The sequence below is a fragment of the Haloterrigena sp. KLK7 genome, from assembly GCF_037914945.1.
Taxonomy (GTDB): Archaea; Halobacteriota; Halobacteria; order Halobacteriales; family Natrialbaceae; genus Haloterrigena; species Haloterrigena salinisoli.
Genome location: NZ_CP149787.1, coordinates 1,213,694 through 1,229,853 on the forward strand (window position 1 = coordinate 1,213,694; position 16,160 = coordinate 1,229,853).

Below are 16,160 nucleotides of genomic sequence, written 5' to 3' on the forward strand. Positions count from 1 at the left end.
GTCCGACGCTCAGAAGTCGCCGTTGACGATGTCGCTGACGGCCTGCGGGTCGAACAGGTCGTCCTCGACGCCGTAGAGCTGCTCGGCCAACCGCTGAGTGGCGACGAGGTTGATGATCGGGCCCTGATAGAACGGGAGGCTCCTGTAGACGTCGTCGTTCTGGATGGCCGTCAGTTCCTGCCCGACGTTGTGGCTTCGCATCGGTTCGACGAAGTTCTGCTGGAACTCCTCCTCGGTGAGATATTGCTCGGTTCGAAGCAGGATGTACTCCGGATCGACCTCGAGAAGCGTCTCGTAGTCGACCCCTCCGCGAGTGGCGTGGAAGTCCTCGACGTCGGAGTTCGCGAGCGCGTCCTCGACTCCGAGGTCCCGCAGGTGTTTGTAACTCGTCGACTCGTCGATGACGTAGGGGAGGAACGAGTCATCCTCTATCTGCGGGTACAGGACTGCAGCCTCAGGTCGGTCGTCCGAGGGAACGACGTTCTCGAGTTCCGATTGGAAGTCGTCGTGCAGCGTCTCGAACTCGGCGTAGCGTTCCTGTTCCTGGAAGACTTCGGCGAGTTTCTCGAAGGCCTCGTACATCGTGAGGTAGTCGTAGTCCTGATGCCACTCGTAGTCCCGGGAGGTGATACTGTTCCCGAAAAACGGCGTCCCCGTCGATTCGACCTGCTCGATGTCGTCGTCGCTCCAGTCGGCTCGCCCCTTGAGGAAGTTCGGGTCCATGACGAAGAGATCCACGTCCTCGGCGAGGTTCAGGAACTCTTCTCGAGTCAGCTCGTCGTCCCAGAGCGAATCGATCTCGTCCGGATCGACGCTCACGTCGGGAATGTCGTCGTAATACCCCGTATGGAGCCGCCGCGTGAGATAGAGGGCCGCCGGCGGCTCCTGACCCAGCGCGATCCCCATATCGGCCCAATCCCCGGTTCCGGCGGCCCACGTCTGGGGCACCGATTCGAACTCGACCTCGCCGACCGGCGGCATCGAGACCGTGTACGGCCCGTCGACGCCGTTACCGTCTCCGTTATCGTTTCCGTTCTCCTCGCCGGTGATACAGCCGGCCAGTGCGGCCGTCCCGGCGATCGCACCGCTCGTTCGAAGGACGTTGCGTCTCGTCCACGTAGACTCGTCGGTCATCGATCTTTAGGTCAGCCTAAAACATCAAAAGTGTTCCGAACTTATAGAGACGGCCGGTCCGTGGTCCCCCTGATTACGCGTCGCCGAGTTCACCGGACCGCTACCGCTCGGGCAGCGCTCGACGGGGCAACACCTGCAGTTCGGGCTCGTGCTGGACGGTCGCCTCGACGCCGAAGACGTCGGCCAGCAACTGCTCGGTCACGACCTCCTCCGGCGGACCCCAGTCGTACAGTTCCCCGTCGTGCATCGCCACCAGATAGTCCGCGAAGCGGGCCGCCTGCGCGATGTCGTGGAGGATGACGGCCACGGTGACCCCCTTCTCCTCGTTGAGCTGGCGGATCGTCTCGAGGACGCGGAACTGGTGGTGGACGTCCAGGAACGTCGTCGGTTCGTCGAGCAGGAGGACGTCCGTGTCCTGGGCCAACACCATCGCGATCCAGGCCAGTTGCTTCTGGCCGCCGCTCAGCTGGCCGAGTTCGGCGTCCCGGATGTGTTCGATCCCCGTCAGCTCGAGGGCGCGTTCGACGGCCGCGTGATCCTCCTCGCTGACGCTGTCGAAGAAGCCCCGATGCGGGTAGCGGCCGTGGTAGATCAGATCCTCGACGGTGATCGAACTCAGCGAGTCGTTCTCCTGAGAGAGCACGCCCAGTTCGCGGGCCAGTTCCTTCCGATCGAACGCGTCGAGGTCCTGGCCGTGAATCGTGACCGTTCCCCGATCGGGCACGAGGTGATTCGAGAGCGCCTTCAACAGCGTGCTCTTCCCGCTGCCGTTGGGGCCGACGAGCGCGGTCACGGCGTTTTCGGGAACGTCCAGTCGCGCACACTCGACGATCGTTTCCTCGGTCGACGGATAGCTCAACGCGAGGTCCTCGCCGATGAGTGCGCTCTCGACGGCGACGCCGTCGCCGTCGGTGATCCGTTCCTGCGTCGTTTGCGTCTGCGGTTCGTTCTGTGACATTATAGCTCACCCATGGACTGCTGTTTGCGCATCAGATAGAGGAAGTAGGGACCGCCGACCAGCCCGGTCACGACGCCGACTGGCATCTGCATCCCGCCCAATGCGAGGCGCGCGCCGACGTCGGCGGTGACCATCAGCGCCGGTCCGGCGAACAGGCAGCCGATCATCAGCCGTCGGTAGTCGCCGCCGACGACGTTCCGGACGATGTGCGGAACGACGAGGCCGAAGAAGCTGACGATGCCCGCGACGGCGATCGCGACGCTCGCCGCGAGAATGGCGACGGCCGAGAGGAAAAAGCGAACGCGCTCGACGCGCATTCCCAGCGACTTGGCCGTGGTCTCGCCGAGCAACAGGACGTTCAACTGTCGCGAACTGGCGAGCGCGATTCCGATCGACGCGATCCCCGGAACGAGCGCGATCCGGACCTCTCGCCAGCCCGTTCCGGTAAACGAGCCCGTGAGCCAGGCGATCGCCGTCTGGGCGACGCCGAGATCGTCGACGAAGAAGAACAGCCCCTGCTGGAGCGACTGGAAGACCATGTTGACGATCACGCCAGCGAGCACGAGGCGAACGGGGCTGGTCCCGCCCTTCCAGGCGATCCCGTAGACGACCAGAAAGGCGACGGTCCCGCCGAGCGCGGCGATCAACGGGAGGTACGGCGCGAGTCCGGTGAAGACGACGAGCGTCGCCAGCACCGCGAACCCGGCGCCGGAGCTAACCCCGAGCACGAAGGGGCTGGCCAGCTCGTTTCGGGTCACCGCCTGGAAGATCGCCCCGGAGATCGCCAGCGTCGCGCCGGCGATAATCGCGACGAAGACGCGAGGGAGCCGGAGGTTCCACACCACGACGCTGTCCGTGCTCATCGGGGGGCGTTCAGTGCCGAAGAGAAACGACGACCAGGCCTCGAGATTGAAAAGCACCGTGGGCTCGAACACGGCCGCCCACGCCTCGCTGAACGTCATCGAGTACTCCCCGAACGTCACCTGTACGAGTCCGCCAGCGATCGTGATGATCGTACTCGCTAAACAGAAGAGCACGAGCGTCCCGGTCAGCCACCCCTCCCGGTCTCGAGCTGCCGCGTGCTCGCCGACCGACTGCGCTTCTACCATCGGGGTTTAGGTTATCCTAAAAGACGTTTAGTACTTGTGGTTGACGACCGAGACGGCGTCGGTCCCCTTCGCCCGACTCCCGTGACGGTCACTCGAGCAGTTCGATCTCGTCGTCGCCGTTCGGGACGGCGCAGATGAACGCGCCTGGATCGTCGCCCTCGTTGCGGTACCAGTGGACCGTCCCGGCGGGGATGAGCAGCGAATCGCCGGCTTCGACCGCGTACTCCTCGCCTCCGATACCCACGGTGTACTCGCCCTCGAGGACGTACTGCTCGTGTTCGACGTCGTTGGTGTGTTTCGGCACCTCGGCGCCGGGTTCGAGGACGAACCGGCGGATCGCGAAGTGGGGCGCGCCGTGGTCGTCGCTGACGAGGACGCCCTTCTCGAGGCCGTCCGCCGCGTCGACCGTCTCGTACTCGATCTCGTCGCTCCGTCGGATCAGCGGTTCGGACATACCCCGCGTCGGCGCCGAACCCACAAAACGATCCGGGTCCGTCGCTACAGTGCGCTGCGCAATCGACCGAGGAGGTACCAGACGCCGCCGAGGGCACCGAGGACGAGCGCGAGGTTGAAGAGGAGGATCGAGAGTTCGGGAACGCCGATCGCGGGGGCGTACATGCGTGTCAACGACAATCGCTCATACCGACTTATACTTATCTCAACAGGTATGCACCGATGTCGCTTCGCCGAGCGTTCGATCGATGGCCCAGCCGACGACAGCGCCGCCGCTGGCCGGTGTAAAATACGTCAGTCAAGTGCCGATACCGCTGCGAATTCGCCTTACAGGCGCTCGACGTTCGTCGCGCGCGGGCCCTTGGGGGCCTGCTCGATGTCGAACTCGAGCTCCTGTCCTTCCTCGAGGTCCGGGCCGCCGATGTCTTCCATGTGGAAGAAGACGTCCTCGTCCGCGTCCTCAGTTTCGATGAATCCGTAGCCGCCAGTGTCGTTGAAGAAATCAACGGTTCCTTTCGCCATTGCTTCTAAAGAGAACGCCGCGACACTGATAAACCCTGCGGCTCGACTCAAACGCCGATATCGGAGGCGTATCGGCCCATAGTCCGTGTTCAGCCGAAAACTGGCGATCAATCACCGCTCGTCGCGGTCCTCGAGTCGGTGGACCGCGACCGAGGCGAAGAACACGATCATGAACAGGGAGAACCCGACCACGAGTCCGCCGAGCTCGGCCGCACCGATACCGCTGGGGTCGGAGACCGCCAGGACGACCAGCCCGCCGAGGAAGACGAGGATCGTGAACAGCCCGACCGCGACGTAGAATCCCGTATCGGACTCGAGGCGGGTTCGCATGCGAAGTGATGGCAGTGCGAATAGCAAAACGGTACCGACACGGAGGCGCCGGTGTGACGGCGACGAGGCCGCTCGCACGCACCGAGGAGCGGTAGCTCGTCCGCTCGAATACCGGTTCGTTCGTTCTGTCAGCCGAAGTTCCTTATAGCCGCCGCGGACAAACGAACCGTATGACAGACTACGAACTCGACGCGGTCGACCGGGAGATCCTCTACGCGCTCCAGGAGGAGGCCCGGAACCTCTCCTCGAGCGAGATCGCCGAGCGGACCGACGCGTCCTCGAGCACCGTTCGCAAACGCATCCAGCGGTTGGAATCGGAGGGCGTCATCAAGGGCTACAGCGCGAACATCGACTACACGAAGTCCGGGTATCCGATTCGAATGCTGCTCTACTGCACGGCGTCGATTCCGGAACGAGGCGACTACATCGACGATCTCCTGGCCATTTCCGGCGTCGTCTCGGTACAGGAGCTGGTCACTGGCGAGCAGAACCTGCTCGTGACGGCCGTCGTCAAGAACGACCGGGAGATCACGCCGATCGCACAGGAGATCTCCGACATGGGACTGACGATCACCGACGAGGTGCTCGTGCGAAGCCACCAGTCGACGTCGTTCGACGAATTTTCCTCCGAGTGACGCCACGAATCGGCTCCGTTGCCGGACGAACGCCCCTCCGTTTCGCTCGTTCTCGCGTCGCCGTTCGGCCCGATTCTCGAGACCGTCGACTGCGACGTCCGTGACCGACCGAGACATTCGCGACGAGCGCCCAATTTATCACGATCGTCTACTACGGTGTGAGGGACGAACGATTTGTTCGAACCAAAGGTTATAATAACCAGTCTGTTCGTATATAGGGTGAAGACGACCGGCCGTGCAAGTGTTGCCGGGATCGTTCGGCCAGACCCGGCCGCGATCCCGCGCTGGTCGAGCGCGAAATCGAAGCATGACCGACGACAGAGCACCCACATCCGACGCCGCCGTCGCACAACTCTCCGAACCGACGCCATCGACCTCAGTCGTTCCGCGAGCGTCGACCCGGACCGTCTGGACGCTGTTCGCACTCAGTCTGGGGGTACTCGCGCTGGCGGCCCGGAACGGCGCCGGATGGGAGCTGTCGGGCGCGCTTCGCGTCGACGGACTGACCGCGGTGATGTGGGTCGTGGTCACCTTCTTCAGCGGGATCGTCCACAGCTACTCCCGCCGTTACATGGCCGGCGACCGCCACATCGACCGATTCTATTACCGAGTCCTCGGATTCACGCTCGCCGTCATGACGATGGCCGCGGCGAATCACGTCGCGCTGTTCGCGGCGGTGTGGCTGGCGATGGGACTGCTCATGGCGTCGCTCATCGGCCACGTCCGCGACTGGGAGCAGGCGCGGGCCGCGTCCGCGCTCGCTCGCCGCTACTTCCTCGCTAGCAGCGGACTGCTGGCCGCCTCGCTGGCCCTCCTCGCCTGGGCGACGGGCGCGACCACCGTCACCGGCATCTTCGCCGGCCTCGAGGGCGTCTCCCGGACGGTCGGCCTCCTCGCCGCCGGAGGGATCGTCCTCGCGGCGATGGTCCAGTCGGCCCTGTTCCCCTTCCACAACTGGCTGCTGTCCTCGATGACGGCGCCGACGCCGGCGTCGGCGCTGATGCACGCCGGGTTCGTCAACGCGGGCGGGATCCTGCTGACCAGGTTCGCTCCGGTGGTCGCCGACCGCCTCGCCGTCATGTCGATCGTCGTCCTGGTCGGCGCCGTCAGCGCCCTGCTCGGACAGGCGATGATCCTCGTCCAGACGGATATCAAGCGCAAGCTCGGCTGCTCGACCATCGCCCAGATGGGCTTTATGATACTGCAATGTGGCCTCGGCTTCTTCGCCGCGGCGATCGCCCACCTCGTCCTCCACGGCTTCTACAAGGCCTATCTCTTCCTGTCCTCGGGCGCCGCCGTCGAGCAGGCGGTCCCGAAAGACGGGACGCAAACCCACCTCGGCTTCTCCGGAATCGCCGTCAGTCTGCTGACCGCCGTCGGCGGCGGCGTCCTGTTCGGCGTCCTCACCGGGAAGGCGACGAGCCTCGAGTTGAACAGCGGGACGATCCTGACGCTGGTCGTGGTCCTGACGACGCTGACCGCGGCTCGGGACATCCTCCGACGCTCGACCCTGCCGACGTCGGTCAGGTTCGTCAGCGTTCCGCTGGTCGTCTTGACCGCGATCAGCGGCTACGCCGTCGCGTTCAACGCCGTCTCGAGGATGCTGTCGGGCGTGCCGATGACTCACGTCTCGACCGAGATGACGATCGCCCACTACCTCGTCGTCGTCCTGTTCGTCGGCGCCTATCTCGTGGCCGAGCTCGGCTGGTACCACTCGAGCAAGCGCCTCTACGTCTCGCTCTTGAACCTCTCCCAACCCGATCCGAACACCGTGCTCACCGACAAGGAGGACTACAATGACGCGTAAGGAAGCCGACGACCGTCGTCGAATCGAGGAGCGTATCGACCGCGCGGCCGACCGCATCGGCTCGGTCTGGCCGCTGCACTCGTTCGTCACGGCCAACCCCCTCTCGGGGTTCGAGGACGAGCCGTTCCACCGGGCCGTCGCCGAGGGCGAACGCCTGTTCGGCGGCCGCGGCTACCCGCATCCGTCGGTCTTCCGCCGGGCGTGGGAGACCGGACGGATCGACCCCGACGCGCTGCAGCGCGAACTCGAGGCCCACGATATCGACCGGGATCCCGAGACGCTGCTGGACGAAATGGCCGACACCGAGGCCGAACGCGGCAGCGAGACCGACGACGCGACCGCGGCCGTCGACCGCGTGCTGACGAAGTGGCTCGCCGCGTTCCTCGATCAGGGACAGTCGAAGTGGCCGATGCCCGACCGCGGGGACGGGTTCTACGCCGCGTGGCGCGAGATGGCGCCCCACGACGGCGACGTGCCCGGCTGTGACGACCCCGACGACCTCCCCGAGACGGCGACCGAGGCGCTCGAGTCGGTGCTGGGCGACTATCCCGAGGGACGCTGGGCCGACATCGCCGAGCATCACCTCGCCGCGCTCCCGGGCTGGAGCGGTTTCATCAAGCAGCGGGCCGACGACGACGCCAACGCGTGGCAGGAACGGTACCCGATCACGCTGACGGAGTACCTGGCGGTGCGGCTGACGCTGGCCGACCTGCTGGACGCGCCGATCGACCTCGCGGCGGCCGCCGACGGCGATGCGGACGACACGGCCGTCGCGGACGACACGAGCGGCGCCGACTCGAGCGACACGGACGACGAGGACGTTCCGCTCCCCGAGATCTGGCTGACCGCGTGGGAACGCAGCTACCGCGAGCGCCTCCTCGAGGGGATCGACGACTCGGTGACGGACCCGTCCGAGGCCGATGACGGCGAGCGTCCGGCCGCACAGCTCGTGTTCTGCATCGACACCCGCTCGGAGGTGATCCGCCGCCACATCGAGGCCCAGGGCCCCTACGAGACCCACGGCTACGCGGGCTTCTTCGGGATTCCGATCCGCCATCGGGAGTACGATTCCCACGCCGAGGCCGACGCCTGCCCGCCGATCGTCGAGCCACAGCACCGCGTCGTCGACCGCCCCGACGAGGAGACCGAGGCGGTGACCGCCCGCGACCGCTGGACCGGGCTGGCGGGCGCGGCCCGCAAGCACTTCAAGACGCTCAAGAACAACGTCGTCGCCGCCTTCACGTTCGTCGAGGGCGCCGGCAGCGCCTACGGCTCGGCGATGGCCGCGCGGACGCTGTCGCCCTCGACGATCGCCGCCCTCGAGAGCGCCGTCGACGAGCGCGTGCCCGACTACTACGAGGCCTCGTCTCCGGCCGTCGATTACGACGCCTACGACGACCACGGCCACGGCGACCACGACCTCCCGCGGGGGATGAGCCTCGAGGAGAAGGTCGAGTACGCCGCGACCGCCTTCGAACTCATGGGCTGGACGGAGTTCGCCCGACTGGTCGTCTTCGCGGGCCACGCCAGCGAGACGACGAACAACCCGTTCGACTCGAGTCTCGACTGCGGGGCCTGCGCGGGGAACCCGGGCGGCCCGAACGCCCGCGTGCTCGCCGAGATCTGCAACGACGAGAACGTGCGGGCCGAGTTGCGCGAGCGCGGCATCGACGTCCCGGAGGACACCGTCTTCCTCGCGGGCGAACACAACACGACGACCGACGAGATCGAACTGTTCGACGGTGACGTGCCCGAGAGCCACCGCGAGGACCTCGAGGCCCTGCGCGAGGACCTCGAGGCGGCCCGCGCCGGCGCCGCGGCCGAGCGCACCGAGGCGACGGGCGGCGATCCGGACGCGAGCGTCGCCGAAGTCGAGCGCAAGGCGGCCGACTGGGCCGAGGCCCGCCCCGAGTGGGGGCTGGCCGGCAACGCCTCGTTCGTCATCGGTCCCCGCGATCTGACCGCGGACCGCGATCTGGACGGCCGCGCGTTCCTCCACTCCTACGACTGGACGACCGATCCGGACGGCGAGGCGCTCGAGGGAATCGTGACGGGGCCGCTGGTCGTCACCCAGTGGATCAACAACCAGTACTACTTCGCGACCGTGGACAACGCGGTCTACGGCAGCGGCTCGAAGGTCACCCAGAACCCGCTGGGCAACGTCGGCGTCGTGCAGGGCAACGGCGGCGACCTGATGACCGGGCTGCCGCTCCAGTCGCTCAAGGTCGACGACGACCGACCCTATCACCAGCCGCTGCGGTTGACGGCCGTGATCCACGCCCCGGTCGACCGCGTGACCGAGATCCTCCGCGAGCACGAGGACGTCACGCAGTTGCTCGACAACGGCTGGATCGGCGACCTGACGGTCGTCGATCCCACGCAGGACAACGCCGCCTTCCAGTACGCGGGCGACCTCGAGTGGGCGGCCGAGACCGAACTCGACGTCGAGGCGACGGCGGAGACCGAACCTGCGACGCCGCCCGCACGGCCGGCGGACGACGACTGACGGCTCGCGGAGCGCTCGTTCTCGCCGTCGTCACGACTCGAGGCCGTCGTCGCAGTGAATAGGGACAGGCAGTTCGCGAAGGGGCGGTCGGACGGTGTACCGCGAAGACGGCAACCGTGGCCGTCGCGACCGTCCCGAAATCGCCGACCGGACGCGACACCGGACCGCGTCAGTATCCGGTTCCGAGATAGGTGTGCACGGCGTTGCCCGCCTCGAGTTCGTCCGCGAGGGCGACGGCGAAGTCCTCCATCGAAATGTAGCTGTCTCCCTCGTCGTCGGTCACGAGTTCGCGGTCGGCAGTCCGGTACTCGCCGGTCCGCTCGCCGGGTTCGATCAGCGCAGCGGGCGCGAGGTACGTCCACTGCAGGTCGTCGGCCTCGCTGAGGATATCGTACGCATCGATGGCCGCGCTGGCGACCGGCTCCCACTCCTCGGGGAACTCCTCCGTTTCGATGAGCATCGTCTCCGGGCCGACCTCGAGCCCGCCAGCGCCGCCGGTCCAGACCAGTCGATCGACGTTCGCTCGGCGCAGCCCGTCGATCACGGCGTCCATCATCTCCGTGAGAATTTCGGGCGACTCATCGTCACTCGGGCCGAGCGCCGACGCCACGGCGTCGTGCCCCGTCGCGAGCTTCGCGATGTCATCGGGGTCGGTCGCGTCCCCGGCGACGGCGACGAAGTCGTCGTCGTCGATCCCGTCGACCGTCCCGCTCCGGGAGACGCCCGTAACGGCGTGACCGCGGTCGAGGAGTTCAGTGGCAGTTCGCTGTCCGATTCGTCCGCTCGCACCGAGTAGGAGTACGTTCATGTTGGGAGGCGGGTTCGCCGATGGCTGTCAGACGATTCTGAGGGCGATCTCTCGAGTGCGGTCATGTTATCATACTTGGTCATGGAGCGAGATCCTCATATAGTTCAGCGAACGTCAGCCTGACCAAGTCACACCGATGTCATCGGATGCTACGCTCGAAACGAAATACGGGGACTGTCCGGTAATCAAAACCCTCGAAGAGGTCGGTTCCCGGTGGCGTATGACCGGTATCCACGTCCTCCGGGAGGGCGAGCTTCGGTTCAACGAACTCAAGCGTGCCACGGACGCGAACTCACAGACGCTGTCTCGAGTGCTCGACGATCTAGCGGAGAAGGAGTACGTCGAACGCCGAGTCGACGAGGGGAGTCCGATCGCCGTGTATTACTCGCTGACACCGAAGGGGCGAGAACTCCTCTCGGCGTTCGATGAGATCTACGACTGGGGTGAGAAGTGGATCACCGAGGAAAGCTGAGGCGTATCGAAGCGGGCATGTAATCGATCTCCCAGTCGGGAGGCCGAGCCGGAGTCCCGGCTACCGGGAGAGCAGACTGCGAGCCGTCGCCTCGTACCCCTCCGGCACGAGATCCGCGAGCGCGTCGGGATCGGTCTCGCCGTCGACCGTGACGAGGTACGTCCGGCCGGGCTCGTCGCCGTAGACGCCCTGGAAGTCGTAGACGAAGCCGTAGACGACGACGTCGTCCGGAACCTCGTCGGCCTCCGCGAGCGAGCGCGCCTGATACCCGACGTTGTACTCGACGAGCTGGTTGATCACCCGTCCCTCGTCCGCGTCGGTGTCGATCAGTCCGCTCTCGAGGGCCTCCTCGACGACCGGGACGAGCTGGTCGACCCACTTGTCGACGCCCTGTGGCCCCGGCGGCTCCTCGCCGGTCGCGACGCGATAGGCGGCGGTGACGGCCCCGCAGCCGGTGTGGCCGACGACGGCGACGACGTCGGTCCCAGTGTGGTGGATCGGATAGAGGATGCCGCCGTCGACGATGCGCTCGCCGTCGTCCTCGTCCCAGATCTGGTTGCCGATGTTGCTCGGCGTGAAGACCGCGCCCGGCCGATCGATCCCCCACATCCCCTCGTGGGAGACCCGCGAGTCCGAACAGCAGATCGCGACGACGGTCGGATGCTGGTCCGTCTGGACGTCCGCGAAGTAGTCCTCCGGGAGCGCCTCGACGTGGCGCTCGTTGCCGGCGAGCAGCGCCTCGAGAGCGTCGAGATCGGGTTCCATACGCGACGTACGCGAACGGTAGCCAAAAAAGTTCGACTCGCTGCCATTCGTGGCGGTGAGAGCGCCTCGCGCTCGGGCCGGCGGGTCGGCGGGTCGAGTCGTCCGCCACACTTCCGCGAACCCAACGTTCACCTCCCGGCGCGGCCTCGTACCTGTATGGCAGAAACCAGACAGTGGCGACTCGCCAGTCGCCCCGTCGGCGAACCGACGTCGGAGAACTTCGAACTCGTCACCGTCGACCGCCCCGAGCCGGACAACGGCGAGGTACTCGTGAAGACGCTCTACCAGTCCGTCGACCCGTACATGCGCGGTCGCATGCGAGACGCGGAGTCGTACGCCGAGCCGTGGGACGTCGGCGACCCGATGAAGGCCAGCGTCGTCGGCGAGGTCCTCGAGTCCAACGCCGGTCAGTTCTCGGCGGGCGATATCGTCACCGGCGACCTCCTGTGGGCGGAACACGCCGTCGCGGACGCGAACGAGCTCCAGCCGGTGAACCCCGACCACGGACCGATCTCGACGGCGCTGGGCGTGCTCGGGATGCCCGGCGTGACGGCCTACTGGGGCCTGAACGACGTGGGCGATCCGAAGCCCGGTGACACCGTCGTCGTCTCCGCCGCGGCGGGCGCCGTCGGCTCCGTCGTCGGCCAACTGGCCCGCCTCTCGGGCGCTCGAGTGGTCGGCACCGCCGGCAGCGAGGCGAAGATCGACTGGCTCACCGACGAGCTCGGCTTCGACGCCGCGATCAACTACAAGGAGACCGACGACCTCTCGGCCGCGGTCGACGACGCCTGTCCCGACGGCGTCGACGTCTACTTCGACAACGTCGGCGGCCCCATCACGGACGCCGTCTGGCCCCGCCTGAACGTCGACGCCCGCGTCGCGGTCTGCGGCCAGATCGCGCTCTACAACGAGACCGAGGTGCCGACGGGGCCGCGAAAGCTCGCCAAACTCATCGAGACCCGCGCGACGGTCGAGGGCCTGCTCGTCAGCGACTACCAGCCCCGCTGGGGCGAGGCGCTCGAGCGCCTCTCGACGTTCGTGCAGAACGGCGACGTCCAGTACCGCGAGAACGTCGTCGAAGGGTTCGAGAACGCGCCGGACGCGTTCCTCGGGCTGTTCGAGGGCGAGAACATCGGGAAGCAGCTGGTGAAGGTCGCCGACCGCGAGAGCTGATCGGTCGGCGAGCGGTCAGTCCGTCAACCCGTAGCCGATCTTGAACAGGTAGACGTCGATCGCCAGCACGAGGACAGTGGCCGCCGTGAGCACGCCGAGTGCGAACAGCGGCGCGAAGTCGGTGTAGGGTGCGGGGAGCACTCCGACCTCGATCAGGTCCGAGTAGCCCAGCAGCCCGTACCGGACGCTGTCGACCATGTAGACCATCGGGTTCACCAGCGAGAGGTTCACCTGCCAGGTCTGCTCGAACGTCTCGAGGGAGTAGAAGACGGCCCCGAAGAAGACGAGCGGTCGGAGGATGAACTGATTCATTACCGTCAGGTCGTCGAAGTCGCGGGCGACGAGTCCGCCGATGATCCCGAAGCCGGCGAACAGCGCCGTGATAACGACCATCGTGGCCACGAGGAACAGCCCGTGCTCGAGGCTGATCGGGACGAACAGCCGGCCCACGGCGGCGATAATGACGCCGACGATGAGGCCCCGAACCGCGCTGGCGCCGACGTACGCGAGGACCATCTCGACGTACGAGAGCGGCGACGTCAGCGTCTCGTGAATGTACTCGTTCCATCTGCCGTGGAAGATCGAGAACGACGCGTTCTCGAAGGCGTTCGAGATCGCGCCGAGGACGATCAGCCCGGGCACGATAAAGAGGATGTAATCGTAGCCGGCGATCTCGTCGATCCGGTTACCGAGAATGACGCCGAAGACCGCGAAGTAGAGGACGTTCGTGATCGCCGGCGGCATGAACGTGTTCTTCGGGCGGCGAACGAACCGCAGGATCTCGCGGCGGAACAGCGCGCGGAAGCCGACCGACAGCATCAGGCGACCCCCTCCTGTTCGCGCTCGCGTTCGGATTCGCGTCCGTCGGTTGCGTCCTCACCGCCGTCACCGGCGCTCGAGGCCGACGACCGCGTCACCGTCCGGTCGTCGCTCCGGGTGAGATCGACGAAGATCTCCTCGAGCGACGTCCTGGTGATCTCGAGGTCGGCGATCTCGTACCCTCTCGCCTCGAGGTCGTTCAACAGGCGCGGCGCGGTCGAGCCGCCGTCGTCGACGCGGACCTCGAGGGCCTCGCCGCTCGTCGTCACCTCGTGGGCGTACGCGCCGAGGTCGGACTCGAGGTCGGCCGCCGCGCTCGAGGTGATTCCGGACTCGAGGCGGACGGAGATCGTGTCGGTGCCGCGCTCCTTCAGTTCGTCCGGCGTCGCGACGGTCACCTTCCGGCCCTCGTTCATGATCGCGACGCGGTCACAGAGGCGTTCGGCCTCCTCGATGTAGTGGGTCGTCAGGAGGATCGTCGTCCCCTCCTCGTTGAGTTCGGTCACGAGTTCCCAGAGGTCGTGGCGCAACTGGACGTCGACGCCGGCCGTGGGTTCGTCGAGGATGAGCAGGTCGGGATCAGTGACGAGCGCCCGCGCGAGCAGCAAGCGGCGCTTCATCCCGCCGGAGAGCCAGTCGAAGCGCTCGTCGCGCTTGTCGTAGATGCCGACGCGCTTGAGGACTTCGTCGGCGCGTTCGGCGGCCTCGTCCTCGGGAATGCCGTGGTAGCCGGCCTTGTGCATCAGCACTTCCTTGATCGGGAAGAAGCGATCGACGTTGAACTCCTGCGGTGCGAGGCCGATCGCGTCGCGGGCCGCCCGGTACTCCGTCTCGACGTCGTGGCCGAAGACCCGCGCCTCGCCGCCGGTCTTGCGGACCAGCCCGACCAGCGTGTTGATAAAGGTCGTCTTGCCCGCCCCGTTGGGGCCGAGCAGGCCGAAGAACTCGCCCTCCTCGACGGTCAGCGACAGCTCCTGCAGTGCGCGCAAGTCCCCGTATTCCTTCACGAGATCGACGGTCTCGATGGCCGGTGGCATCGCCGAATCGTCGGCCCCGACCGCGGTTAAGAATGTTGATTGCGGCCCTCGAGACGGGCGTTACGGACGTTTTTGCCGGTTCGTTTCGACGGATCGCTTCGACCGTTCGGCGCGCCAACCGATTCGCCACACCGATCAGTTCGCGGTCCGCGGGAGACCGCCTGGGTTGACCGCGCCGCTCTTCTGGACGATATCGAAGGCGGTCATCACGTCCGACCGCGAGATCAGGCCGACGAGGTCGCCGTCCTCGACCACGAGCAGGCGACCGATGTCGTTCTCGCGCATCTCCTCGATCGCCGTCATCGCGTCCGAGTCGGGGGTGATCGTCTTCAGATCGGTCGTCATGACCTCGTCGACCGTGAACGCGTCGCGCTCGACCGGATCGACCTCGCGGGCGTCGGTCAGCGTGACGAGTCCGACGAGGCGCTCGCCCTCGAACGCGTCCGTGTCGATGACCGGATAGCCGGTGTGGCGCTCGGTGAACATCCGCTGGACCAGCTCCGCCACCGTGGTCTCGGGTTCGACCGTGTGGAGATCGCCGGCCGGCGTCATGATGTCGCCGACGGTGACGTCCTGAAACGCGGCCTTCATCGTCACCTGCTGGGCCTCGCTCGAGGCGGCGATGTAGACGAAGAAGGCGACGCCGATGAAGATGATGCTGAACTGCAGGAGCCCGATCAGACCCATGACGACCGCCAGCAGTTTGCCGACGCTGGCGGCCTGCTGGGTGGCCGTCGCGTACGGGCGACTGCGAGCGAGAAACGCGCGGAGGACCCGCCCGCCGTCCATCGGGAACGCGGGAACCATGTTGAAGACCGCGAGCACGACGTTCAGGATGGCGAGGTAGCCGAGAACGAACCGGGCGCCGTCGAAACTTTCGGGGACGGCGAGAAACAGCGCGTACGAACCGACGCCGACGAGCACGGAGACGATCGGGCCGGCGATGGCGATGGTGAACTCCTGTCGCCAGTCCTCGGGCATCTCCGAGAGCGCGGCGATGCCGCCGAACAGCCAGAGCGTGATCGAGTCGATCGGAAAGCCGTAGCGCTGGGCCGTCAGCGAGTGGCCGAGTTCGTGGAGCACGACGCCGACGAACAGTCCGATGGCCGCGGTCAGACCGAGAATCCACGGCGTCGTCCCGCTGGTGATAGCGGCGACGTCGATCCCCGCCGCCAGCCCGCTGTTCAGTAGATTCGCGACGTCCCCGATCTGCTCGCCGATGAGATACGCGAACAGCGGGAGCACCAACAGAAACGTGAGGTCCAACTTGATCGGAATCCCGAACAGGGACCCGATGCGAAAACTCCGGGGCATGCCCCATGGTACCCGTGGAAAGGCCTTAAAAACGCCGACGACAGTGAGGATCGCCGTTTCTCGCCCCCTTCGACCTCGTTCCCGAGTCGCCGACCGAAGCATCGAGAACGCGGTGATGTCAGTGAACCGACCATCCGGTCGCTGCCCCCACCGGTCAGCTCGAGAGAGCAGCGATAGCCGAATTCGAGGCAGAGAGTCGCTAGGCACCGTCTCGAGACGTCTTCGCTGCGTCGGCAACCACTGATATTAATATTCATTATATGGGTCGCGAACGGCGTCTCACAGTACAATATTACGACAGATATCTGCGCTTCGGAT

Annotated in this window: 16 protein-coding genes; 5 read left to right on the forward strand and 11 right to left on the reverse strand. The window is 66.2% G+C overall.

Annotation, left to right across the window (positions count from 1 at the left end):
• Nucleotides 1–9 precede the first annotated feature (9 nt).
• The 6 genes from WD430_RS06010 to WD430_RS06035 all read right to left on the reverse strand — a co-directional run bounded on the left by WD430_RS06010 (nucleotide 10) and on the right by WD430_RS06035 (nucleotide 4,506).
• Nucleotides 10–1,134: an ABC transporter substrate-binding protein gene (locus tag WD430_RS06010; RefSeq protein WP_339105110.1), complete on the reverse strand. Its 1,125-nt coding sequence runs from the start codon at nucleotides 1,132–1,134 to the stop codon at nucleotides 10–12.
• A 100-nt stretch (nucleotides 1,135–1,234) separates the two neighbouring features.
• Nucleotides 1,235–2,092, reverse strand: a complete 858-nt coding sequence (locus WD430_RS06015; RefSeq protein WP_339105111.1) for an ABC transporter ATP-binding protein — start codon at nucleotides 2,090–2,092, stop codon at nucleotides 1,235–1,237.
• Nucleotides 2,092–3,201: an iron ABC transporter permease gene (locus tag WD430_RS06020; RefSeq protein ID WP_339105112.1), complete on the reverse strand. Its 1,110-nt coding sequence runs from the start codon at nucleotides 3,199–3,201 to the stop codon at nucleotides 2,092–2,094. Before WD430_RS06020 ends, WD430_RS06015 begins: the two co-directional genes overlap by 1 nt.
• 88 nt (nucleotides 3,202–3,289) lie before the next feature.
• Nucleotides 3,290–3,655: a cupin domain-containing protein gene (locus tag WD430_RS06025; protein ID WP_339105113.1), complete on the reverse strand. Its 366-nt coding sequence runs from the start codon at nucleotides 3,653–3,655 to the stop codon at nucleotides 3,290–3,292.
• Between the two features lie 326 nt (nucleotides 3,656–3,981).
• Nucleotides 3,982–4,176 carry a cold-shock protein gene (locus WD430_RS06030; RefSeq protein WP_007259363.1) on the reverse strand — a complete coding sequence of 65 codons (195 nt, stop codon included), beginning with the start codon at nucleotides 4,174–4,176 and terminating at the stop codon, nucleotides 3,982–3,984.
• Between the two features lie 111 nt (nucleotides 4,177–4,287).
• A complete protein-coding gene (locus WD430_RS06035; protein ID WP_339105114.1) occupies nucleotides 4,288–4,506 on the reverse strand; it encodes a hypothetical protein in 219 nt (72 codons plus the stop codon).
• Nucleotides 4,507–4,676: 170 nt separating this feature from the next.
• Between WD430_RS06035 and WD430_RS06040 the strand changes: the two genes are divergently transcribed.
• The 3 genes from WD430_RS06040 to WD430_RS06050 all read left to right on the forward strand — a co-directional run bounded on the left by WD430_RS06040 (nucleotide 4,677) and on the right by WD430_RS06050 (nucleotide 9,454).
• The gene (locus tag WD430_RS06040; protein WP_339105115.1) at nucleotides 4,677–5,141 is read left to right on the forward strand and encodes an Lrp/AsnC family transcriptional regulator; all 465 of its coding nucleotides are present in this window, start codon (nucleotides 4,677–4,679) and stop codon (nucleotides 5,139–5,141) included.
• 307 nt (nucleotides 5,142–5,448) lie between these two features.
• The gene (locus WD430_RS06045; RefSeq protein ID WP_339105116.1) at nucleotides 5,449–6,948 is read left to right on the forward strand and encodes a proton-conducting transporter membrane subunit; all 1,500 of its coding nucleotides are present in this window, start codon (nucleotides 5,449–5,451) and stop codon (nucleotides 6,946–6,948) included.
• Nucleotides 6,938–9,454: a DUF2309 domain-containing protein gene (locus WD430_RS06050; RefSeq protein WP_339105117.1), complete on the forward strand. Its 2,517-nt coding sequence runs from the start codon at nucleotides 6,938–6,940 to the stop codon at nucleotides 9,452–9,454. The genes WD430_RS06045 and WD430_RS06050 overlap by 11 nt, the downstream gene beginning before the upstream one ends.
• A gap of 169 nt (nucleotides 9,455–9,623) precedes the next feature.
• On the opposite strand, the gene WD430_RS06055 is transcribed toward WD430_RS06050, so the two are convergent.
• Complete coding sequence (locus tag WD430_RS06055) at nucleotides 9,624–10,262, reverse strand: NAD(P)H-binding protein (protein ID WP_339105118.1); 639 nt, start codon at nucleotides 10,260–10,262, stop codon at nucleotides 9,624–9,626.
• Between the two features lie 136 nt (nucleotides 10,263–10,398).
• On the opposite strand from WD430_RS06055, the gene WD430_RS06060 reads away from it, so the two are divergent.
• Nucleotides 10,399–10,734, forward strand: coding sequence for a helix-turn-helix domain-containing protein (locus WD430_RS06060; RefSeq protein WP_339105119.1), 336 nt, complete (start codon nucleotides 10,399–10,401; stop codon nucleotides 10,732–10,734).
• Between the two features lie 60 nt (nucleotides 10,735–10,794).
• Here the strand turns inward: WD430_RS06060 and WD430_RS06065 are convergent, their stop codons facing one another.
• A complete protein-coding gene (locus tag WD430_RS06065; RefSeq protein ID WP_339105120.1) occupies nucleotides 10,795–11,499 on the reverse strand; it encodes a carbonic anhydrase in 705 nt (234 codons plus the stop codon).
• A gap of 156 nt (nucleotides 11,500–11,655) precedes the next feature.
• Between WD430_RS06065 and WD430_RS06070 the strand changes: the two genes are divergently transcribed.
• Nucleotides 11,656–12,672, forward strand: a complete 1,017-nt coding sequence (locus WD430_RS06070; protein ID WP_339105121.1) for an NADP-dependent oxidoreductase — start codon at nucleotides 11,656–11,658, stop codon at nucleotides 12,670–12,672.
• A 15-nt stretch (nucleotides 12,673–12,687) separates the two neighbouring features.
• Here WD430_RS06070 and WD430_RS06075 read toward each other — a convergent pair whose 3' ends face one another.
• The 3 genes from WD430_RS06075 to WD430_RS06085 form a co-directional block, all read right to left on the reverse strand.
• Nucleotides 12,688–13,491 (reverse strand): ABC transporter permease, encoded by an 804-nt coding sequence (locus WD430_RS06075; RefSeq protein ID WP_339105122.1) that lies wholly within the window; start codon nucleotides 13,489–13,491, stop codon nucleotides 12,688–12,690.
• The gene (locus WD430_RS06080) at nucleotides 13,491–14,528 is read right to left on the reverse strand and encodes an ABC transporter ATP-binding protein (RefSeq protein WP_339105123.1); all 1,038 of its coding nucleotides are present in this window, start codon (nucleotides 14,526–14,528) and stop codon (nucleotides 13,491–13,493) included. Before WD430_RS06080 ends, WD430_RS06075 begins: the two co-directional genes overlap by 1 nt.
• Before the next feature lie 135 nt (nucleotides 14,529–14,663).
• Nucleotides 14,664–15,842, reverse strand: coding sequence for a CBS domain-containing protein (locus tag WD430_RS06085; protein ID WP_339105124.1), 1,179 nt, complete (start codon nucleotides 15,840–15,842; stop codon nucleotides 14,664–14,666).
• Nucleotides 15,843–16,160: the final 318 nt, after the last annotated feature.